At 35.5% G+C, this 23,589-nt stretch carries 14 protein-coding genes and 1 pseudogene; 1 reads left to right on the top strand and 14 read right to left on the bottom strand.

The window, feature by feature from the left end; translation table 11 throughout:
• The first annotated feature begins 30 nt into the window (after positions 1-30).
• Positions 31-927 (top strand): LysR substrate-binding domain-containing protein, encoded by an 897-nt coding sequence (locus ACHSBP_RS19520; RefSeq protein ID WP_395390202.1) that lies wholly within the window; start codon positions 31-33, stop codon positions 925-927.
• Positions 928-1,609: 682 nt separating this feature from the next.
• On the opposite strand, the gene asnB is transcribed toward ACHSBP_RS19520, so the two are convergent.
• The 14 genes and pseudogenes from asnB to ACHSBP_RS19450 form a co-directional block, all read right to left on the bottom strand.
• Positions 1,610-3,463 (bottom strand): asparagine synthase (glutamine-hydrolyzing), encoded by a 1,854-nt coding sequence (gene asnB, locus ACHSBP_RS19515; protein ID WP_010558687.1) that lies wholly within the window; start codon positions 3,461-3,463, stop codon positions 1,610-1,612.
• Between the two features lie 905 nt (positions 3,464-4,368).
• Positions 4,369-5,338 (bottom strand): annotated as a pseudogene (locus ACHSBP_RS19510) (transposase).
• 89 nt (positions 5,339-5,427) lie between these two features.
• A complete protein-coding gene (locus tag ACHSBP_RS19505) occupies positions 5,428-6,198 on the bottom strand; it encodes a class I SAM-dependent methyltransferase (protein ID WP_395390201.1) in 771 nt (256 codons plus the stop codon).
• The gene (locus ACHSBP_RS19500; RefSeq protein ID WP_395390200.1) at positions 6,199-7,662 is read right to left on the bottom strand and encodes a hypothetical protein; all 1,464 of its coding nucleotides are present in this window, start codon (positions 7,660-7,662) and stop codon (positions 6,199-6,201) included.
• Between the two features lie 310 nt (positions 7,663-7,972).
• Positions 7,973-10,663 carry a tetratricopeptide repeat protein gene (locus ACHSBP_RS19495; protein ID WP_395390199.1) on the bottom strand — a complete coding sequence of 897 codons (2,691 nt, stop codon included), beginning with the start codon at positions 10,661-10,663 and terminating at the stop codon, positions 7,973-7,975.
• A 331-nt stretch (positions 10,664-10,994) separates the two neighbouring features.
• Positions 10,995-13,490: an AAA family ATPase gene (locus ACHSBP_RS19490; protein WP_395390198.1), complete on the bottom strand. Its 2,496-nt coding sequence runs from the start codon at positions 13,488-13,490 to the stop codon at positions 10,995-10,997.
• 220 nt (positions 13,491-13,710) lie between these two features.
• On the bottom strand, positions 13,711-14,556 hold the full coding sequence (locus ACHSBP_RS19485) for a helix-turn-helix transcriptional regulator (protein ID WP_395390197.1): 846 nt from the start codon (positions 14,554-14,556) through the stop codon (positions 13,711-13,713).
• Positions 14,553-15,449 (bottom strand): hypothetical protein, encoded by an 897-nt coding sequence (locus ACHSBP_RS19480; protein ID WP_395390196.1) that lies wholly within the window; start codon positions 15,447-15,449, stop codon positions 14,553-14,555. Before ACHSBP_RS19480 ends, ACHSBP_RS19485 begins: the two co-directional genes overlap by 4 nt.
• Positions 15,442-16,683: a hypothetical protein gene (locus ACHSBP_RS19475; RefSeq protein ID WP_395390195.1), complete on the bottom strand. Its 1,242-nt coding sequence runs from the start codon at positions 16,681-16,683 to the stop codon at positions 15,442-15,444. Before ACHSBP_RS19475 ends, ACHSBP_RS19480 begins: the two co-directional genes overlap by 8 nt.
• Positions 16,683-17,315: a condensin complex protein MksE gene (locus ACHSBP_RS19470; RefSeq protein ID WP_395390194.1), complete on the bottom strand. Its 633-nt coding sequence runs from the start codon at positions 17,313-17,315 to the stop codon at positions 16,683-16,685. The genes ACHSBP_RS19475 and ACHSBP_RS19470 overlap by 1 nt, the downstream gene beginning before the upstream one ends.
• Positions 17,312-21,049: an ATP-binding protein gene (locus tag ACHSBP_RS19465; RefSeq protein ID WP_395390193.1), complete on the bottom strand. Its 3,738-nt coding sequence runs from the start codon at positions 21,047-21,049 to the stop codon at positions 17,312-17,314. Before ACHSBP_RS19465 ends, ACHSBP_RS19470 begins: the two co-directional genes overlap by 4 nt.
• 112 nt (positions 21,050-21,161) lie before the next feature.
• Positions 21,162-21,557 (bottom strand): hypothetical protein, encoded by a 396-nt coding sequence (locus ACHSBP_RS19460; protein ID WP_395390192.1) that lies wholly within the window; start codon positions 21,555-21,557, stop codon positions 21,162-21,164.
• Between the two features lie 287 nt (positions 21,558-21,844).
• Positions 21,845-22,060 (bottom strand): hypothetical protein, encoded by a 216-nt coding sequence (locus ACHSBP_RS19455; protein WP_395390191.1) that lies wholly within the window; start codon positions 22,058-22,060, stop codon positions 21,845-21,847.
• 71 nt (positions 22,061-22,131) lie between these two features.
• Complete coding sequence (locus ACHSBP_RS19450) at positions 22,132-23,580, bottom strand: TnsD family Tn7-like transposition protein (RefSeq protein ID WP_395390190.1); 1,449 nt, start codon at positions 23,578-23,580, stop codon at positions 22,132-22,134.
• Positions 23,581-23,589: the final 9 nt, after the last annotated feature.

The following is a 23,589-nucleotide window of genomic DNA, read 5'->3' as shown; positions in this document are numbered from 1 at the left end:
TTAAGCTGTACTTAACAGTTGGTCAGTTTAATGAGCATTTCATCGATTAATCGCCTAAAGCAAATGGCTATTTTTTGTAAGGTTATTGAATGTGGCAGTATGCGAGCAGCATCCGAAGCACTTAGTATGACGCCTTCAGCAGTAAGCCAATACATCACCCAGTTAGAAAATGAGCTTGAAGTTGCGCTAATCTATCGCTCAACACGAAGGCTTAGTTTGTCTGAAGCCGGTAAACGCTACTATCAACACGGAAAGAGAATGTTAATGGCTGCAGAAGATGCAGAAGATGCCATTTACGAAGTAAAGCACTCTTTGGAAGGTGAAATTCGTATTTCTGCAACAGTAGGCATAGCATCTCACCCTTTGGCACAAGGCTTAAAGGAGATCCTAGATAACAATATTGGCTTATCGATTACTGTTATAGCAAATGATAAAAGTATTGATCTGGTTGCAGAGCACATTGATATTGCCGTGAGAGTAGGCGAGCCTGAAGAGTCTAATTTTATTTATCATTCTCTAGGAAAATTAGCTAAAAGCATCTTTGCAAGCACTGAGTATCTCAAAAAGCATAGTAACCCTGTTCTGCCAAGCGATCTGAAAAAACACTATTGGTTAAAACACCTAAGCCAAGGAAAATTTTCGGATATCAGTCTTACTCATTCAAATAACGAAACATTTCATTATCAACCTAAATATAGAATGCGTTTTAATGATATCAATGCGCTCACCAGCCATGTGCAAGCTGGGTACGGTATGGCTATTTTGCCTGATTTAGAAGTCCAGCATTTAATCAAGGCAGGTATGCTAGTAAAAGTGTTACCAGATTGGCAATTAGATCCCCTAGATTTATATGCGTTAACCATTGATAGAAAACAATCGTACAAAGTAAAGGCTGTTCTAAAAACACTTAAAGAGTTTTTTGCTTAAATCAAATTAGAGTGGGTGTCTATGTTAATTGCTTTACCTATCCAACACCACTGATTCCTTTTAATCTCCGGAGTTATCTTCTTCAAAGCATTTGACAAACAAACTTAATGAATAAATTAAAGATATAATTGAGCCTGTAAAAAACAATAAAACTATCGACCAGAATTCAAATGGTTTATCAACAGAGCTGGTATTCTCTCCTCTACTAACAATTTCACCACTATCATAAAAATAATAAGAAACAATAAAGAATACTGCGGAACAAAATAGCATCTTAATTCCATCACGAATAAATTCAGAATTACAATTCATTTGGCACCACCTCAAAGGTAATTGTTTGGACGTTTTTATTGTTAATATAAACGTTAAACCTATAAGCTCCTAATGAACCCGGCCCTTCTAGCCAATAATACTGAACAAAATTAGAACCCCTACGGTGCTCAAACTACTGCCCTGTGACTTTATCTTCGCCACATAAAAAGGCACGCCTTACGCAACGCGAAATACAATGATAGAAAGGAGTATCAACCAGACTTATTTGCAGTTTTCTCGGAACCGCCATGACTTCTCATCCTTAAGAAGTGTTACTTACCCTAAACATAGAAAAACACCCAAACTAAATCAAATTAGAATGGATGTCTTTGTTATTCTATTCAAAAGCTTGCTTGGTTCATTTTATTTATCATGACAAGTGCTCTTCTACCCAAAATGATAATGACATAAAGGTAAATAACTGCCTTGAAAGATCAATTTTACCACTCTTATGCTGATACCAAATTTGATTAACAGCGTCCTTGTTGATGTAGTTGTATAACTTTTCAGAACCAAATAACACATCTTCAGCATTCACCTTCCAATCCGATTTTAGTAACTCTCCAAATGGCACTTCAAAGCCCAATTTAGGTCTATTAATTATTTCACTTGGCAAATACTGTCTAGCAACGTCTCGATGAATTCGCTTATTTTGTCTTTGCGTGAGCCTATAATTAAGAGGTAAAGACTCAATATAGTTAATTAATTCATTATCAAGCGCTGGTACTCTAGCCTCTAAAGAAGCAGACATTGATAACTTATCTCCATATAGCAACAGATCATCGGATAGGTTCATTCTCGTATCTATGAACATCATATCTTCAGCTGATTTCTCTCGCTTGGCAAACTTCAACCAATATTCAATCAATTCAATAGATTCAACTTTGTTAACTTTACCTATTAATTGCTCTATGACGATATCATCAAACATTGAATAAGAGTTGAGGAATCGCTCTGCTGGAGAATTTGCAGATAAGACTTTATGTAATCTCCGCAGCTTGTCATTCCTCGCACCAGCTAATTTTAATAGTGGAGAGCCTAATTTACCTAATAGGTTTAATACAGGTTGCGAAGTTATTTTTTCAGCGCGATACCTTTGATATCCGCCTAGCGGCTCATCACAACCTTGGCCCGTTAACACAACCTTTAAATCACGTGCAACATTATGAGTTAAATGCCACATTGGTAATATTGAAGTCGTACCAAGAGGTTCTTCATTGAATGAAACCGCGCTTTGAAATGAATTCCATAACTCATTATTAGAAACAATGACGCTGTGATGCTTTAGTCCTAATGCATCTGCAGTATGTTTAGCCTGCTTAATTTCGTTTTGCTCACAATCCCCTTCAAAGCCAACCGTGTAAGCTGAAAGGCCAGGCTTTTTTTCAGAAGCAAATTTAGCAATCAATGCCGAATCTATTCCCCCAGATAAGAGAACACCCACTGGTGCATCAGACTGCAATTGCCTCTCAACAGCTTGCTGAAAAAACTCTTTGTATTGGTGACAAGCCTCTTCATAGCTGCCTGAAAACCGAGAAATTGGGTATTTAACAAAAGACGCTAAAGTGTAGTTACTATTTTTAAGGGAAAAAGTGATTACATGACCAGGCTCTAGTCTCTTGATGCCTTCAAATAAAGTGTATGGTGACGGTACATATCTAAACTGTAACAATAGATTTAATGAGACGGAAGATACATGAATTTTAGTTCTCGACACCTTAATGATGGGTTTGATTTCGGAGCCAAAATGAAATGATTGCTTATCAACTTTATAATAAATAGGTTTAACACCAAACCTATCTCTACAGAGGTGAATTTTACTTTCTTGTTTATCGTAAATTGCAAAGCCGAACATGCCATTCAATAAAGGTAAAGTTTTATCAACTCCTAGCACAGAAACTAATTCCACTATTGTTTCTGTATCCGATCTGCCATTAAAACTTTGCCCTGAGAGGTATATTTTTTTTAAATCTAAATGATTATAAATCTCTCCATTAAATGTAATAACATATCGCCCGCATTTAGATTGCATGGGCTGAGCCCCAGACTCAGATGGGTCCAAAATACTCAAACGTGTATGTCCAAACATGACATTACCCATGTCGGTTTCAAATAACATACTGCCATTACCATCTGGTCCGCGATGCTGAATGCTCGACAATGCTTCTTGAGTGACAGAAGGCTTGATAGTAGTGCAAGAAAACTGACCTATAATTCCACACATTATTTAAATACCCATATATAAAAAGTGACTATATCTTGATATAAGAAATAGAAAATAATATAGAAAAAACTTCGATTAAATCGGTAAGCTTACTAGGGGCATTAATCTGATTCCTGACCCATTGATTCCGTTTTCATGTGGTTTTACGGGTCTTCAAGTCGCGATAACATAAAAAGAGCCAAATAGTATTCGCGGCAATTATGTGCAGCCAAAACGACATTGGTGATTCTTCTCGCATGATTGCTTAAACGCTTCGCCCCTGAGGAATCACTACAGTTTCAATAAAATAGATTGAGGGAATTAGAAACAATAACATAATGATTGTAATCCATTCGAGCATTGGGGTTTTGGCATTTTTAATAATCGGTGCCATACGCATCCACTCTTCAACTTGTTAGTATTAAAAAATAATACTGCTCTTTGCTATTTTGACTGATCGAAAATAAATTAGTCCCTTAAATTCATATAACTAAATTAACGAATCAAATAGAAAAAGAAAAGATTTATAAACAAAAAGCTAGTACGACAGCTAGCTTTGCATGAAAAAAGTTTGAGAGGAAATCAGCGACTCTACCCCCCATTGATTATTGTAATTCTCGTTGGTGTCTTTGTAATTCTCATTATCATCGGTGCACAATGCAATGTATGGTTCGCTTCGTCTTGTCTGAGGAAGAGTACTGAGGACACCCACTTTAATTTTCTAATTGCCCGGTTGACCCAGCAATTAGAACCACTCCAACAAATGGCACTGCGATTTCACAATCTGAAATTGAAAGATTGAAGCCGTTTTATATCAATAGTAAATAGTTTTATGTATGAATCTTATCGGGAGGTAATATTTTCCCACAGACCTTCACCTTTTGTGGGCATTGTTATCTACGATGTTGACTAAGTTTCGCGATTAATTAAGCAAGTAATTTGCTAGCATTCGCCACATTAGGTCGTCGTTTCTTTTCTAGGTCCTCGCAGTAATCAATTAAATGCTCTGGTTTGCCGACTGCGCCATGAAATGCTTTGGTAAATTGCGTAGTGAGCTTTAGCCAATTTTCAGTTGTTATTGATAAACGGGTTAATATCTGAGGTGTGTCGCTTGGGATTGCACCGCGTTTATCCTCTCTAAGAATACGTCCAGTTAGCTCAACAAGATCTAAGTAACTTTTTAGTTCAAACGGCAATCCCTTTGACATGTGCTTTCTTGGGTTGCCAATAAATTTCATAAGTGGTTTTGGTTGTTTACCTGTTAACGCTGCTTTTATTCTTTGTTGAATGCTGGTGTATTCTGAACCCTCTGGTGTATTTGAAACCTTTGCTCGTATTGGGTTTAGGTGAACGTATGCCATACAGGCAGCAAGTGCGGCTTCATCTAGTAATGCTTGGGATTTAAAGCGGCCTTCCCAGAAGCGGCCAGTACAGTTATCTTCAAAATTAGCTTTACGCGCAATATCTTCATTAAGCACTCGCATAAACCAGCTAATATCCATTAGCCGATTGCGGAAAACCTGAGTCATTTCATCAAGTGTAAATTGCTCAGATGAGTTTAGCTGCTCACCAGATAGGTATTTTTGTGTAAGCAAATTACCCTTAAACAATTTATGCCAACGAATAATGATGGCTTTTTGCTTTAACCGCTTTGCTTTTTTCTCATCGACACACAATACAATATGAGTATACTTCAGGCGTCCTGCCTTACGCCCTTCGGGCCAGCTTATGCTGTTGTAAAACATTCCAGATGTTTTGCTGGTTGCTCATTACTGCATAAGCACAAACATCAATACAAAACACCTTGGTCAACTCAAGTAGTTTATTTTCAACCCAAGCGCGACGGTGCTCAAACGACTGATTTGCTGTTTTCTTGGAACCGCCATAACTTCTCATCCTTAAGAAGTGGTACTTACCCTAAACATAGAAAAACCCCCAAACTAAATCAAATTAGAGTGGGTGTCTTTGTTATTTTAGTTTTTGTTCTACTCTGGTTTAAGACATTCAACAATTCGATGACTTCCTACTTTATTACTATATGAACTCTTTAAACTAAAAGTTGTTTCTTTACATGTGAAACCTATAACTTTTAACATTTGTAGTATTTTTTTATAATGAGCAGGTTGCTTGTGATGAATATAATCGTTATAAACAAACTTACCGTTCGGTTTCAAGACTCTAAAAAATTCCCTCAATTGAGATTCAAAAACCGGAAAGTGCATTACAAATGAAGAGATTATCGTGTCTACAGTATTATCTAGCTCTTCTAATTTATTGTTTTTATAAAAAAAACGAGTTTTAGTCACACTGTCAGGAAGATTTTTGTTGTACGCTTTTTCTGCTGTTTTTAAAGCGAAACTTGCTAAATCAAGCCCAATAAGAGACTTAACGTTGAATTTTCCCTCTTTCAAAACCTCAGCTAAAATCCCATTTCCGCAACCAAAATCGATTATGGTTGACTCATTTGATGCTTCTACTGAAATACTTAGCAAATAACTTATAACTGCTTTTGTATAGTCATAATCAATAACTTCAGAATCTTTTTCAATTCTGAGTGATGACAACAGCTCAACCTCATCTTTATCCATTTCACTTAGTTCGTTATATGTATAGAAGCAATCCATATATCTATGGTACTTCCTACCATTAAAGCTCAGTGTACTACGCTCTTCTTCACTAACTTGAGCAGCATTTAATCTTGCTAAGTAAATAATTTTTTCTTCTATAGGTATATCTAAAGGTTGCATAGCCAACATCTAATCCCCTTTTTTATAAATATAAAAAGTTTTTATCAAGAACCAGACTACACTAATTAATATAAAGAACCAAACGCAATAAATAAACACTTGATATGCGCATTGAATAGGTTCTGCATGAACATCAAATTTCAGAGTTTCAAATAAGTACCTACTTATGCTTTCACCCAATACCAGATACGGTACAGTTAATAATAGCTCTGGAAATATAGTGACTCCTAATGAATGCTTTTTTACAAGCATCTTATTAAAGAAAGAATCTTTATTCTTTCTATTATAATTTAGTATCTTATCAACTTTAAAATAGAAGAATAGCTTTATTCCAATTCCAACACAGAGCAGCAACCACATAAATGTAATAAAATCAGAACCTAATAAAAAGAGGTTCTGAAAACCTATTAGGTTTTGTCTAGTTGCATCTAAGCCATATGAACAGAATAGAGATAACAGCAAACTATACAACAGCATCTTATATTCACGCTCTTTGGGTTTATTAACATCAATCAAGGCCATATCAATAGAAAGTTCTTCTAACCCATCATCCATTAATTTTTGCGCTTGTTTATTCTCTTGTAATCTAAAAAGGTTAGATTTCTTTATACCACCTTGGATCCATTCATCATAATACTCAATCCTGCTTTGTGAAAAAACTCGCTCTACTCTTGCTTTTGCGCCAAAAAAACTATTATTTGAACTGCTATTTTGTTCTTCAGAATCTTTTTGAGAAAGAAAGTTACGAAGCTTATTTACAACCTTTGAAGATTTTTGATCAGATGCTGTTTTAAGTACTTCAGACGGGGTTATTTCAACTCTCTCGTTGTGTATTTCAAGGGATTTTGGAAACTGAAAATAAACTCTTAAATCAGGTGAAGATGCGTTTATTTTGTCTAATTTAACCTTCGCTTTTACCCCTACGCCGGTACTATTACTATCGATACATGTATTAAACTCGTGATACAACCAATAACCATTAGGAAATTTATCCTTACCAATAGTCAAAGACTGATTGTCTTTAAACTGTTTCACTAACACACAGGACTTCATATGTGATTGATCAATATATACTATTTTGCTCTGCCTTAATATTTCAGATGGAATCTCTCCAACTCCCAACAGAGCCTCTATATCCTGTTTTGATGGTGATTTAACAACAGACCGCTCCCCCCAAAAACCTCTAATATTCGACTCTTCAAGAAAAAAGTGGGAACGGTCTTCTATTTCATCTGTCTCGACGCCATTCACAGTTATAACGCAATTCAAAACAGGGGAGTTGGCATCAGTCAAATCTGCAGTAACATGAGTATCACAACAAGATGAAATTAAACAAGTATAAACGCCTATCTTGGCATTTGACTCAAAACCATCTTCTGCTGGTGTAATATTTGAAACAACAATGAACTGAAAGAATTTATCTAAGCGAACATTTGAACCTGTGTTCGCACTTAATTCCGTTACTATGTTCAATCAAAAGGCTCCTATTTCTATTTTAAAAATTGAAGGTTTGATTTGCCCTAAAATAACAAGAAATAATACCCCAATTCCCCCCATAAAAAAAGCAGCCAACCGGCTGCTTTTTATTACATTCTATAAATAAATCAGTTAATTGAGGATCGTTAATGAAGTTGGTTAACTCACAGACTGATTTTTTGACTATTTTCACCAACATTTACTAATGGAAGTTGGTTAACTTAGCAAAAAAACAAATCTAATAAACCTATCATTATTAATTAAGTGGGTTAATGAGATTATCTTACGTCAAGTATCGGCCAATTATTTAAGCACCCTCTAACTCTATAGATTGAAGTCTATGTTTTAAGTCTTCCAAGTATTTGTCATTTTTACACAACTCAATCGCCTTAGCTAAATCTGCTTTTGCCAATTCATATTCTTTTTTTGCAAGTAGACACTGACTTCTCAACTCATAATAAATAGAAATTCTATCTTTAGCTCTTGTATCTTCTAATGCTTTTTCTAATGCACTTTCCGCACAACTTAAAGCCATAGCCATATGTTCTTCACCATCGGGAAGTGTACTACTTTGACTAAGCCCCAATAAAGCCTGCGATTTCCGATACAAAGTCCAGTGTGACTCTTGCTCTTTTTGCGAAACCTTTGACAATACACCAAGAGCCTCATCATACTTTTTTGTTATAATATAAGATTTGGCTACAGCTCTAGCGTCGAAAGGTTTAAGCTCAGCCCGAGCAGATAACTTATCGGCAAACATTAAGCTAGCATCAGATAATCTCTTTGAAATTATGCTCCTACCTTGACGAATAGCTGCATCAGAAATATTTGCTAATGCTTCACAGGCACTAACCCACTGCCTCTTAGACACGAACTCAGGTGGTAACTCAAGCATGTCCGGAATACTTTCGGCCAAATCTAAACAGATTTCACTATGGTTATAACTAAAAATAGAAGTGAATGAAACAAATGCCTCGTAGAATTGATCTAAGCCTTCCATACTTGACATCGTTATTAAACTAGCTAATTTTTGAACTTTTTCTGGACTATTTGAGATTTCATTTTTAACACTATAGTAAGATCTTATCCTCGCTATTGCAGCCAAAGAGACCCTGAGAGGCACTACTGAAGAGTCTGATAAAATATCCTTTACAAGCAATTTTATAGAAAGCTCTCCTGCATCTTTAACTCGTGAACTAACTTTATACTGACTTCCTAAATGGGCTATTTGACCATGAATTGCATGCCAATTGGGTTTTAACTTAAGCAGCTCTTCAAAGCACTCTAATGACTGTTCGTGCTTTCCGCATCGCCTTAAAGCTTTTCCCCTATGATGCATTAGCTCTGCTTTGATCTCATCACATTGATATATATTTAAGGCTGATTGGTATTCCTTGGCACAGCTTTCGTAGTAGTCAATTCGAGAGTCTTGAGCAATTAAGTAAGAATAAGACTCTTTAGAGTCGATAATGCACATAACTTCTGCCAACGATAGCTCACCTGTAAACTCTTTGTTATACAGCTCATCGTGGATGGTCTTCTTGTAACTATCTTCAATTTGAAGAAGGCTATATGTTAACCAATCAACTTTGCCATTATGATTGTTTTCTACTTCATCCCTTATCTGTTTCTTAGCCAAATGAACTTGGCGAAGAATACTAGGAGTCATTTCACCAGAGGCTTTGCCTACATATTCAGAAATCGAATTTACCATACAACTCTGATCTACATTCTCTCTAACTGCAATCGCTACCAGATCATGTAACCTTAATATACCAGGTGTGTTGGATTGAACAATTATAGACAAACCTTGAAGGTTATGTAGTTCTAACTTATTAACGAAAAACTCTAAGAAATCGGAATCGTAAAAATTTAGATTTGAATTGGCAATTTTCTGTAATGCTTTAAGTGTAGCAGGAGGGACCTTTTTTAAAATATTACTTATTATTGACTCCCCTTTATGATCTATAATGTCACTAGGTACATCCAAAACATCGCGATAAAACTTATCGTTACTATTACTTTCCTTTGAAATTACCTTTCTTGCTAGGGCTAAGACTAGGGGAGAGAAGCTGCATGCTTTCAAAAATTCATCACACGCCTCACTAATATTGCATGGATTTTCACCAAGTATTTCAATAGCTTGCTTTTTAGGGATATTTGGCTTTGAGATATATAAATTATTATTAGGATCACTTAGCTGAGAACTAAGGACAACAACTCCACCTAAGGAAAACCCAACTTGTAAATCCCTAAAATCATTGTCATTCAATATTCGTTCAATACTATCAATAACTAAGATCGTTTTAGACGAATTAAATGTCTTCACAACATTTATTGGTTTACCACCACGTGTTCTATGTATGTCACAAAGAGCATACCCATCTATCCAATCATCCCCATTGATCCATAATTGATTATCAAATTTTTGAGTGGACCTATTAACATAATCAATTAAAGCTTGTGTTTTTCCTGAACCGCTCGCACCAGACAAAATACCAATATTTTTTCCACTTTCGAAGTGCTTTTCTAATACGCTGTAGGTGATAGGGTCATGCACATGGTGTTCACAAAGAGGAGCAACTTTATGCGATGGTTTCACACGAGGTAAGTCATATTCTTTATCTAATTTATGAACAAACTCATCAGCGGTTTTTTCCTGAATATCTTCAAGTTTATTTGACAGTGCAATATCCCCTTCATTTTTACTCTTGACGACTTGAGCAACTGTTTCAACAAGATAAACAAACACACTTAACAATATTAACGACCACCCCCAAACTCCATTTGGTTCTGCAAGCGGAATCTGGTATTGAGGAAAAGAGGATTGATTAACTAATATCCAATTTACTATTTCAATCCATAATGGGGGATTTAATAAACCTAATCCTGTAACTAGCAATGGCCAAATAATGAATTTTGCAAGCGAAGGTCTGAAGTATGCAATGATAAAAGAAAAGATCTGTTTAAGCGCTTTGTTTGTATCAATTTTGAACACTAAACTCTCCTTGAAGGGTGTCCCTATTTTTTAGTCGTGTCACTAGTTACTTTTTAAACTTAGTCATTACTTTACAACAAAATTTATTTATAAAACAGATAAATAAAGGAGTTTCATATTTAGTTCTCTAAGCTAGTACGTTGAAAAAAGGAATCATAAACTAACAATCGTTTTAAAATTACACTTGTGAGATAGTAGAGGAATAATGAATAGGGCTTTCAGCTAAACTGCCTGAAATATACATTTAAGTATATCTATATTCTTACCACTATAAAGTTCAAACTTGAATCACCATCAAGGAAATCCGGGTAATTAATCATTACATTCCACTTTAATTGATAAATAGATTGGTCATCTTTCTCCAGCCATTTTTTTCAGATTCGATCAAATTAAACTTTTCCAAAACCCTAAATGCATCGTTGATATACGCATTCCAAGACTGCCTATTCCACTCGGAGATCTGTGTATTCCATTTACGGGTTGCATCAGTCACATCTTTTATTTTTACTCGACTTTCTCGTTTGTTGTGACGCATATATAAATAACAAAGAGCATAAGCCAAAGCTAATCTATTAAATCCCTTTGTCACGTGGTTTATTGCTGATATTACATCCTCAGAAAACCGTATTACTTGTAACTTATTGAATGCTCCAACAATATATAGTGACGCATCGAGTTTTGCTCTTTCGTCTTTAGTAGTTACTATCTCTTGGGTTAGCACACAGCCTAATTTCTTTAAGTTTTCCTCAAAAAAAGTATCGCGAGTTGCAACATCTTTCGAACATAATAAACATGAATCCCCATTTAAAGTGGCAATAGAATGTGGCGTTAACACTTCGCACGACAGACATGGCTTAAGCTCAAAGAGGTCATCCGAAAACGGGCGATCTAAATCATATTTTTCAGAAGGGATCAGACTTAATGTTCTTCGACTATTTTTACTCCAGGTAAAAATTTCAGGAGTTAATTCTGACCTCAAAAAAATCTCAAACAAAGATTTAGTTACCTCTCTGTTTCCCTGCTCAGGAATTAATACATAACTGTTCCACTCATGGCACCAGCAAACGGGTAGGCCATCATATATAGATATATTATTGAAATTAAGTTCTGCAAAGAACTGACTGGTTAGTGAACGACTAACTTCTTTATCTATGCTGTCAGTGTTATTGCTATATAGATCTGGCCCAACAACTCCATAACTTCCATTTTTGACATGGAAAGCTTCAAATATAGCAATACACTTCGATGTCGCTCTGGAATAAGCGACAAAGAACTCCGTATTAGTCATTTTATGATCTGCATAAATAATGATTATAGGACTCTCTAGCCCTCTAAACTTTCCAATGTTTTCAATATTTACACCAGCAGGAACAAGAGATTCGGGTACCCCTAAAAACGTTGGCTTTAATACTGTAATATATGATGGAGGTATCCCATCAGAAATAAGTCGCTCAATAAGTTGCTTAAGCGAATGCTTTGGCGAAGCTACAACTAGCTCCGACAAGGTATCACTTTCATATTCCCTAGGGTTCTGAACAGTGTAACTAGGTTTAGTAAACAGTTTTAATCTGTCGCATACTTTTTTAGGAACTCTTAAGCTATTAGTAAGTGTAAAAGCTTTGATTGAAAGTATTGATTCTAGCCACTCTAAAGAAACTGGGGATTCATATTCAAAAGCTTGTGTCGCATCACACATAACAATTATCTTTTTAGTGTCAAAAACAGATAACAAAGTTTGCCAAACTTCTTTCCAAATAACCTGCCCTTCATCTACAATCAAACAATCGTATTGGTCAAAGAAACCTCCTTTAACTCCAGCCTCAATGCTCTTTGTTACACCTAAATCAGGACCAGTACTCATTACTTCATATGTGTAACTTCCGTTACTAGAAGTACTATTAAGTTTTTCATCGATTTCCCAAGCTAGTTTATGCAAAGTAAATACGTCACAACTTTTTTTGTGTTCAATAAGTTCAGCCCTTAGTTTGTCAGCTAATAACCTATTGTAAGTAATAGTAAGTACTCTCTTATTTAACGAGGAAAGTTTTCTAGCAGCTTGAACTGCAACTACAGTTTTTCCTGAGCCTGGCCAACCATTAACAATCAGCTTATTGCTTGCTATAGCATCATTTACGCACTCATTTTGTTCGTCTGTTAGCTTTAACCAGAGATAATTATCAGAGTTAATACGAGATATCCAACAAGGTGCGGCATCAACTGTAGGGGCTATCATTTCGATTATCTTTTCTAATTGGTACTCAGAAAGTTCAGGTATAAACATACTTTCTTTATGGAATACCATAATATCTATGATTCGCTGACCAAAATTGTGGATGTGTTTTTTGTCAAGAACCAAGCTTATTGCTTTATACTCGTTAAAATCTTGATAACCTGGAGGTATTGACTTTAAAGGTATAACAGACTCAGGAAAACAAAACGCCCTCCCAATGCGCATTTTTATTCCGTTATCTTTGAACCACTTCTGAAGAACAAAAACTCCCCGATTTAGCTGAGATACGGGGTCTATTCTCGAGATCGTTAGCCCTGAATCACGAGAGTAATAATAACCATCCTTGTCATGCTTTAATATTCCTCCCTTTACCTCTATAGCTAGGACTCCTAGATCTTTATTTAAAACCAAAAAATCAACTTCACCAATATAACTTTTATCTTTCAGTACATCAGTTATAAACGAAGATAACCATGGAACACTGTGAATGATATGAAAGGAGTCATCTAACTGCTCTTTTAATAGCCTATAAACCAAAGGCTCTGCGACAGGACTTTCGTTTATTCTTGGAGCACTAGAGGGGTACAATATGGCCATAAATAAGGCTTCCTACCTTTATAATTAAAATTCTTACAAAGTAGTGAGTGATTAATTTGCTCACTACAATTGGACTAACCTTTCAATCGGTTAAAGAAATATTTTTAAGGGTCTTCACGTTCAACCAATGAAACCAATCCGAATAAGTCTCAAACATAATCTTGAGAGTTTGGGCTTTAGATTGGATATTTATTAATTCTTAATTGGTGTGCATCCATTTTTAGACTTGATAAAGCCATTTTTTTACATCATTTAAGTTTACTAAATATAAAGGCCGAGCTTTCGGCTCTCCTTCAAAAGGTTCTTTACTTATAAGGTAATTTTGAAGTGTGTACTCAACCATAGAAGCTCGTACAGTTATATTGAATGTTTTACCGCCTCCATGTTCCATCATTATTACCTTTCTTTGTTCTGATGATAACTCCGGGTGTGTTCCAATAGTCAGTTCAATATTTGTATGCCATGCTTTATCATTGCTACTATCGATATTTGATGTCGCAGAAACTCTAGCTTTTGTAATTCGCCCTAGATGAAAATCTCTAAATTCACCACTTAATTCATCATACGCACGGCAATGCCACCTCAATCCGCTATTTGCTATTGCAAATGGATGAATAGTCCTCTTACTACCTTTAGGAGATGTCATTGAAAAATATTCAATTTCTATTGACTGCTTACCCGAGATTGCTTGAGATACAGCCCTGACTATTTCCGGTTCAGCATTAAACCTTGAACTAGGTCCCAGTTCTAAAGCAGATGAGGACCAAAAGTTTTCTCGGTAAATATTGGCATAATAACTAACGAATAATTCATACTCATTCCATTTTGAATCAGTGTGGTGTGATCGAAAGTTATCTTTAGGCTCAAAGCGCTTCTGAGTTTTGTTATATGCCAAATTGTCAGGATATAGCTCTCGGTAATTCACCATATCTTTAGTTATATTGCCAACTGTCACCCCAAAAAGTTTAGATAAACGAGTTGCATTAACAGCTCCTTCCCAATAAGCAAGAATCTCAATGGCTTTGAAACGGCTTTCTCTAGCTACAGATATGATTACAGGTTTCATTTTATTATTCTTATGTTGTCTGTTTTTGAAATTGAATACTGATGCTTAATCAAATGCTCTTGAGTTATTGCAATGCGATGCTCTCTCAAGTAAAGCAACATATCCATTATTGGTTTCGGGGTCGATGTTGAATTAATACGATTCTTTAACTGCACAGTTTGAGCAACAAATGAGTTTTGCTTATTCAGCTTTTTAAATTCTTCACTAGACAGTTTATGGAGCTCACTCCATTTACAAGGATGAAGAATATCAATTGCTCTAACCTCTGCTATGTTTAATGCCATGTCGAATCCAGCTCCGTCAAAGTCGTAAAAAACACCAATAGGAGTATCATCGGCAAGCTTACCAATAAGCTCTATCAGCGTATTCTGATTTTGACCGTGTCCACGATAGACTATTAATGAGGATTGATATTCTTTTGGTAGTAAAGGGATTAATTCATTCCAATGGGTCATTAATGTCCCATTTTCTATGATTAATAATGATTCAATTTTTGCAGTATCAATTTTTTCAACACTCAAACTAGTGACAACTCCAGAAGGAGTAATAAAACTAGAGTCATCTTTCACTGGTAATGGCAGCCTTTGCGCTCTAGCCATTGAAATTAATTCTTCAAACACACCTCTTTGCGACCATTTATCTTCAGAGGTATCTTCAGAGGACTCCATTCTGTCTTTAGCATCTAAATTAATATTGATAATTGATGAGCCATATAGGTTGTCTCCATATGACTCTAGGGAGCTTAAGTCATCAAACGTGAAGCTAATTTTCTTACCTTTTAATTGACCAACATTAACTTCGTCACATATTTCACGCCACAACTTTGAGTCATTGACCATATTTTTACGTTGTCGCAAGACATCCTGAATCATTCGAACTTTTATTTTATCCATGCTTTACCCTACGAAAGCAGATATCTCTAACAAAGTGATTACCATCAAAAGGCATAAATATTTTTTCATCTAAAGTTAATTTTATCTTTCCTGTTAGTTCTGATTTTTGCGCCTCATAGTGCTCCATTAGACACAACATCCAGTCTTCTGGTTCAGCATCAACTTCAAGTAACTCATGGGCTTTTAAGGCAGTTAGCTCGCTAACCTCACTTTCTTCATTTAATAAAGCATCAAAAAAGAAATCTACATTCTCTTCAAGAGTATCTATATCGCCCTCAATTGTTTCACTGCGTCCATCAGTAACTTCAACCTCTTCATCCTGATTACTATTTATTATTTCTTTTCTAACATTCTGCATAACAGAAGTAGCAATATCCGATAAAACGTCTTCATCAATTGCACTATCAATATCAGCACGGCTATTGATAGTGATTGAATTGATACGATTAAAAGACGGGGGTAAATCAATTACCGAATTTAGATCTGGTGTATAGCTTGGATACTTTTGGTAATGGGTATAAAAGGAATCTATTAATTGGTTAAGACGCTGCGCTTCTTTGTCTTTAATTAATTTCGCGATCATTTCTAGTAAGCGATGAGCTGTCGTACTCAACTCTTTTAAACACTTATCTACATGGCTCTTTAAAGTTTTCATTAGGAGCCTCTCTAACATTAGATCGGCACCCGCCCAATCTCTAATATCAGCAACGCTAAGGCTACTAAAAACTTCATTCAATTTTGCGATTTCATTCTTACAACGTGTGGTTTCTCGTATCCTGATATCAATACTCGAAATAGTGCTAAACTCATTCCCAACTATATGTGCAAAAGATTGAACGGTATCAGTAAGTTCACTCATGATATCTAAAGTAAATTCATGAATTTGATCTTGATATAACAATTTATCTTCTTGGCTTTTATTTTTAGCAAATTGATAATTTTGAATCGCATGCCTTAACTCTTCTATCATTCCAGCGAATGCTTGATGAGTTTCCCTTAATCTATACCGCTTGGTAACATGGTTTAGCAACCTTCTAACCGTACTATGTACCTGCACTCCCATTGAGTCATCAACATAATAAGCTAAATTATTTTTTTGCAACGCCTTAATTGCTGATTCATTTTCAGGAATATCAGCTATTTGACCTCGTTCCATGAAGCAGGAATCGTCAATAGTATTAATGTTTCTATGTAATGCTCCTGTTGCAGATTTAGCTTCATCTTTTCGGCTCATTAAAACATTTCCTTTTGTACTTCATCTTTGGGTTTAGAAGTATCTATTCCTTCAAACTGACAAATAAAATCTAACTGGTCATAAACAAGAGACCACTTGGCCGTCGCAATATAAACTGCACCTGAACCGCCAACACTTATTAGGAAGCCGTGCTCTGTTAAGTACTTTAAAATGCCTCTTAATTTAGATTTAGATTCAGTTGATTTATGATCACGTCTGAGACGATGAGCTATTTCATCTAATTGACTATTCAGTGAAGCAGAATCCTCTATTGCAGCAAGTAATTCAGACTCCAATAAACGATAGCCGGCTTCAATAGGGCGTGAATCTGGATCTGTTCTTCTCACTAACCTAAGCCAAAGTATCAGACCTTCAAAAGAGGCTTGAATTGCTTCAAATTGACGTTTTACATCAGCACGGTGCTTAGGATTAGACAAATCCTTATATGCACAAAAAAAGCCAGCTTTATCTCTTGTTGTAATTATCTTTCTACCTATTTGATGTAGAAACTTTTGAATTGAATTTAAATTCTCATGATCTAACAAATAGCGATAAAGGTCTGGTTGGGAGGCTTCACAAACAACATCACCGTTCAACAGGGCTTCAATGCAACTCTCAAAACGTTCACTCATGAGCTAGCTCCTTCTAACTTTTCACTGGGGCCATTTGATTGCCCAATGTTATTAATCAAAGGGTTCTTTTTATTGCTTTTCCAATCCGTATACCTAAAGACCCCTTTATCTTTAACTAAATGATTCTTAGTTGTGAAATATTTTCTTAGTACCGACGGTGGATTTGGCTGAGCACAGAAAAGCGCAATGTTATGCCTATCCATAAACTTAAATAGAAGTGTTGTATTTTGTGTAGATAGCTTGCCTAGTTCATCTAGTGGCCAATGAATTTTTACATTTTCATCACGACAAAGATATCTAGTCATTCCACAGAAAACAACAATGACGGCCAACATTGAAACCCCTGTACTACTGACATTTTTAAGGTCATTGTCATTTCGAATGTTAACTAATCTGCCGTTTTCTTCTAGCGAGATGTTTATCTCTACTAGCGAGGCTATGTCGCTAGTAACTTTGGATACTTTCAAACTTTCAATAACTGCTGCAAAGGAGTTCAAAAAATCATTACTAGGCAGCTGTCCTCTGTCAAGCTCCTGCCAAGACGACCAGGATGTATTGAAATTCTTTAGATCCTTCCAAACGTCATACTCATTGATTTTTGAAACTAAACTAATTTCAACATTACCTATTGCAGGAAATTCATGTTGAGTATTTATGTTGTTTGCTAATGTTTGGGATACAGAGCTAACTTTCCGATTTAGACTGTCCAAGCTCTGGTAAAAACGTATCACCTGCTCACCAACACTTCTTATTGACTCAATTGTTATCGATGTTACGTCAGGTATAGAAGTATCGATTAGTGTCGCTATATCTTGAATTACCTCTAAGAAAAACTCCTCTTCATGAGGCTCATATTTACTTAGCTCTTTTCGTGAATCATAAAGCTGTAGCCATAATTCATTAATCTTAGTTTTATTATTTGTTTGGCTCAAAAAAGCAACAACATTCTTAACTACTTTGATAATTGAACGCTTTAATCTCAAAGCTTCTGTTACGGAATGGTTCACACTCTCAAATAAAAGAATAGGAGCTTCCGACTCATCAACAACTAGAGGTTGCACATCAACAGGGGCAAGCTCTAACTGAGCATCTATGTTACTTAAGCAACCTTGAGCCGACTCTTCAGATTGTCTTAAAGTCGAAATCTTTTTTGTTAATGAAGATATGTTACTTTCTAAAGTAGCTTTTACACTATCAAAATTTTTCTGATTTGATTCTAACCCTTGCTCAAGATTATTTACTTCAGCAGAGATAGTACTGTCCCGTTTATTGAAGTCATCTATACGAGACCATTCAACCTTTTCCCAACTTTTAAATTCATTTACTAACGCTCTGTAACCTTCAACGCGTTCTAGCTTTTCGAAACTTTCAGCTTTAAGTTTTTTAGCGTCAGATTCCATTTTCGTGTCAATGTTTAAATCTGTTAATAAGGATTTAAATTGCTTTTCTAAGTCATGACATTGCTGCGCTAAAGTATTATTTATCTGAGATATATTTTTGTTAATAACATCCTTACTTTGAAGTGCTTTTTCTTCTTCAAACGAAAATCTCTCTTTCTCCGATAGTATTAGTTCATGAAATTTAGCGGCAATATCTGCAATATTACGTTCAATTGCACTCTCCAATTGCTTAATGTCTTCTGCGACTTTAATTTCTGCTGCTTTTGCATATTTTAATCGTTGAAGCCCATTCGATTTATATATCTCTTTTTGCGTTGCAATAAAGCTTCTTAGTCGGTTTCGCTCATCTTTAATATGCTTTATTTGACGACTAATTTCTTGTTCGGTGTTTTCAAACTCCTTTATCTCATCATTAGCAACTTTTAAACGCTTTTCGAATTGTTTAATTTCATCATCAGCAATGCTTAGGTCGAGCTTAGTAGCTTCTAATTGTTCTGATAAGACTTTATCACTTAGGGCACTTTCTTGATCAGGAAGGTTCTTCAAATCAATAGAAATACCAAAGAAGTTATCAAAATTTTGCGTGTCATAAAGCTCTGGAGACAATTTGGTATTAAGTAAAAGCTCAGGAAGAATGACTTTGCCTATACTTTCTCTCCAAGCTAACCCACTATTATTTAGAAACTCTTTAAGAGACCCAGGTAAAGGGTAACGTTGTCTAGTAATATCATCTAATTTCGACTGGAGGCGTTCTACGTCTTTTTTCTTTTTTGAGTATGAGTTAAGTAAAGCGTCTCTATCCTTACGCTTTAATTTAAATTCCTCTTGTACACGTTCAAATTTAGTTTCACTGACCTCTAAATCAGTTTCAATTTCAGTTAGCCTCTTTTGCTGACTATTAGAAGATTCCATCTCCTCGTCCGTAAGCTTAGTAGCCATCTGACTTGATACACGAGCTTCAACTAGTTTGTCTTGCAACACTAACCGCTGATTTTCCATTGACTTTTTATACCGCTCTTGCTCTTGTATTTTTTCCTTTTCAAAAGCATTAATTTTATCGTTAGACTTCTTCTCATTTGAGTGCAAATCATTATCGATGAGATGTATTTTTTCTTTTAATTCCTGAGCCTTTTTGCTAGCTTTTTCTTTTAATTTAAGCTTATTTAATTCATGTTCATCTTTTTCTTTTTTAACGGAGTTCAAGAGATTGTCATAATGCGCTGAAGCAACCTTATATTCGTTACGGTAATCCTCAAGTTGCTCAAGTTCGGCTTCTTTTTGACTTACATTTTCTTCATCCCATTTATCCCTTTGAAGATAAAGGTTGTCTAAATGCTCCTTTACAGTTTTCAGCTCAATTTTATTAGCACTTAGAGTTTCATTTAACTGCTCTCGTTTGCGGATATAAACATTGTGTTTTTCTGTTAACTCCTGTTCCAAAGCCTCTTTGCTTTTTGATTTAGCGTTAATTTCCTCGTTACATTCAATCAATAAACTATTGAGTTGTGATTTGTATGAAATGAGTCGCCCCCATACTTCATACAAATTATTATATTCACTAATGGCTTTTGAAAATTTTTCGTTATGACTATTTAGTTCAATCAGAGATTTAAGATCATTTATCAGTTCACCATTTTTTTTGTTAAATGGAACTTCTCCAATATCTAATTGCTCTACTAAAAAACTATCGACAACCATTGTTTTGAATTGCTCCAACAGTCTGTCATGTTTCATTAATACTGAAGTGAGAGATTCAATGTGTTGCATATGAGTTTCTGTTGAACATAATGAAAACTCATATGCATCTACAGAAAGAGAAGCCCCTTTAGAGCGACGAATTTTAAGCCTTTTAAGGTCGTTTTGAATTATTGCTCGATAGTCTATTGTTGTATCTATCTGCTTGCTTACTAAAGCATTGATAGACACATAGTCTTTAAGCCAGCTTTTAACCTCTTTACATTCTTTCAGCTGTATTTTAGCGTCATCACTAAACAATATTTCATCAGCAGCTCCACGAACAAAACGATATGCAAAACTTTTATCGGTTTTTCTATACATAACCGCACAGCATGTTTGTCCTAAACGAATGTATTCAAAAACCACCATAGATTGATAACGTGGTAAATAAAAATCTAAAAATGATTTTTTACTTCCTGCTTTTTGAATCAACTTATCTGGAGATAACCCATAAAAAACAGGAATTAGGTTTAATGAAGTGGTCTTTCCTGCACCATTATCACCAGTATTGTTAGTATGGCCTTCACAGCCAATTCTAGTTAATTTCCCTTTAAAATATGAATCGGAAAGATAAATAGCTATTAACCCGTTCTTCATAAATTTCCTTAGCTGATTAAAAACACAATAAACATATACACCAAATCAGTATACATCGAAACAATATATATAAAACCTGTTTATTTTTACAGCTAAATTAATATTTCTGCAATTAAATCAACCTAAACGCTTTAGTAAAATTTTTAGGGTGTTGATGAAATCTGATATGCCCTTTCGCATTCAATCGTTTTCGTGTTTGTCTAAATGGTGGTGTGATATATCCCCAGTTGCCAACTCTTGAAAAATAAATGACGTAATCAATTTTTGCGTCCCCCCATTTATTTTCTACAAGGATTTCTTCATCGTTTGTTTCAACAGATTTAACTTGGATACGATAGAAGTCATCACCATCAGAGATAACAAAATCGGTTTTTAAACCATGATCTATCATAGGAAGAAAAACATCCCAGCCATCATTAAGTAACCAGCTTGCTGCTAGAGTTTCATAAGAAAGGCTTTTGTAATGTTTTAAAGATTGATTTGCTGGAGTTGAGTTTTTTACAGGCATAGTTATATCCGATATAAATTAATGCCGCAGGCCAGTAGGGACCTCTATATGCTGCGAACCCGGTATCGTTATCGATTACCGCCAATTTAATATCACCATACAACCTAAGGTTTGTATCTAATAGAAAGGCTGCCGACCTTGCAATTTCCCGTAACGGGTATTATGCATAAATACTATTATCAGACAGTATTGCCTGTGATAAAGCTCACTTCTAAATTAGCAAAACATAATACTTATCTCAAGAATTTTATCGGGTATGAATAGCACGCCCTAAGCTAAGTTCTCAGTTATGAAAAATCACCCCGCTCTATTTGATTGAGAAGGCTTACTATTGCTTCAAAATCACTGTCTAAGCATTCTTCCGGGGTCTTTCCGTTAAGTTGCCACTTAGGCTTGCCTAACCAATTTAAAACTCGTTCTGGGGTATCGTATAGCTTTAAAAGCCTTTCCTTTAGTTCAGGAAACTCAGCTAAGGTTTGTTCTAATAATATCTCTGGTTTCATATTAAACTCCTTCAAAAACGATTAGTTTGAGCAGCTAATTAGGAAGCTATTTATACAATGCACCCTAAAACTCAATTATTGTTTCTAAACCTTTCTCGACGCTCTAAAGCCGGCGGTAGCGAACTATAAAGCCAAGCTTTGTCATGTTTGTACAACCACATGTAAGAGGCTGATATTAATTTTTTTATGCTATTTCTAGTGCAATTTGGATTAGCCTCCATAAATTGTTTTATGTTATTTCTATGCATGATTTGTGATTTCAAAAAGCGTAATCTTTTCCTATATGGAACAAGAGTCGAGTATTTGCGTAATACCTGCTCTATTGCACCGACAGACAAGTTGAACTTACTAGCAATATCTGACGTTTTTTTTCCTAAAGCCAATGCCCTGAGAATGGCCTTCTCCGTTGAGGGAAATACTTTGCTTGGGCGGGTGCTAATATTAAAACCGGAACGTTGTGCAAGTATCTTTATACTGGAAACACTCATACCAACAACTTTAGAAATTGATCGAAGACTATCCCCCTTTTTTAACATATCTATGGCTATATCACTTAACTGAAGGTTTCTTTTGGGATTTGAAATCGAATCTTTAGCAAGCAGTATATTCTCTACTGGTTTTTTGACTTCAGAGATAAAGGAAGACCAATTGCCAAATAATGCTTCAATTAAAACAACATGCTTTAAAGGGTGATGATTGGAATTAGCTAAATAGAATAAAGATTGAGGATAACGACCTTTCGATAGCTGTGAAAGCAAATAAATATATGCCCTATCAGAAGGCATGATTTGTGTTAAATGCTTATAAATATAGCTGCTAAGCTGTTTGAACCTAATCCGCTTACCGATGGTTATAAACCCTAAATCGTTAAGCCGTCGATAATAACTCTTTTGTATGTCAGCAATTATCAAGTTTTGCTCAGAAGCTATAGTCATACTTTGAATAATTCTTGAATAGCGCTCTTCGACTGAACCCGAAGAACGCTCGATAAATGCTTCAGGCATAATTGGTGAAGATTTCACCCGTCTTATTGTATGTAACGCTTCATGATGGATAGGGCATACTGTGACCCCCGTTATTTGATGGTGCATGTGCCAAAAAGGGAAACCATATTTTTCAATATCCTCAGAAATACAGTGCCGACAACAAAAAAAACTGTCTCCAGGAGTTAACCGGTTAGCAACAGCACCTAACTGGGACTGCAAACTTTTTGTCGTACCGCTAGCTAGACTTTTCCATAAGTTGCGCTTGAGATCATTTGGTAAAAAACTCGCATAATAGTTATAAGGTGTCATTTGAGTTATTAAATAGTCCAAAGGGGTACGTGTTACATGAGAAAGTTTTGGAAGATAAGAAGGAAATTCATTAAATGCTCTACCTTCTTTTACACCCAAAGCCTTCATTGTTCTGTCCCTGAAGCTATGATAGCCCGACATCAAATGATAGCGGCTAACCCAACTATAAATAGTTTCTCCAGGAGCTGGGTTGGGAAAAAATGTGAATTGATTAGCGCGACTCATATATTTTTT

Origin of the sequence: Pseudoalteromonas sp. XMcav1-K (assembly GCF_044005875.1) — a bacterium.
GTDB lineage: Bacteria > Pseudomonadota > Gammaproteobacteria > Enterobacterales > Alteromonadaceae > Pseudoalteromonas > Pseudoalteromonas spongiae.
Note: the sequence above shows the minus strand (reverse complement) of the source record. Positions and strands in the feature narration are given on the sequence as shown.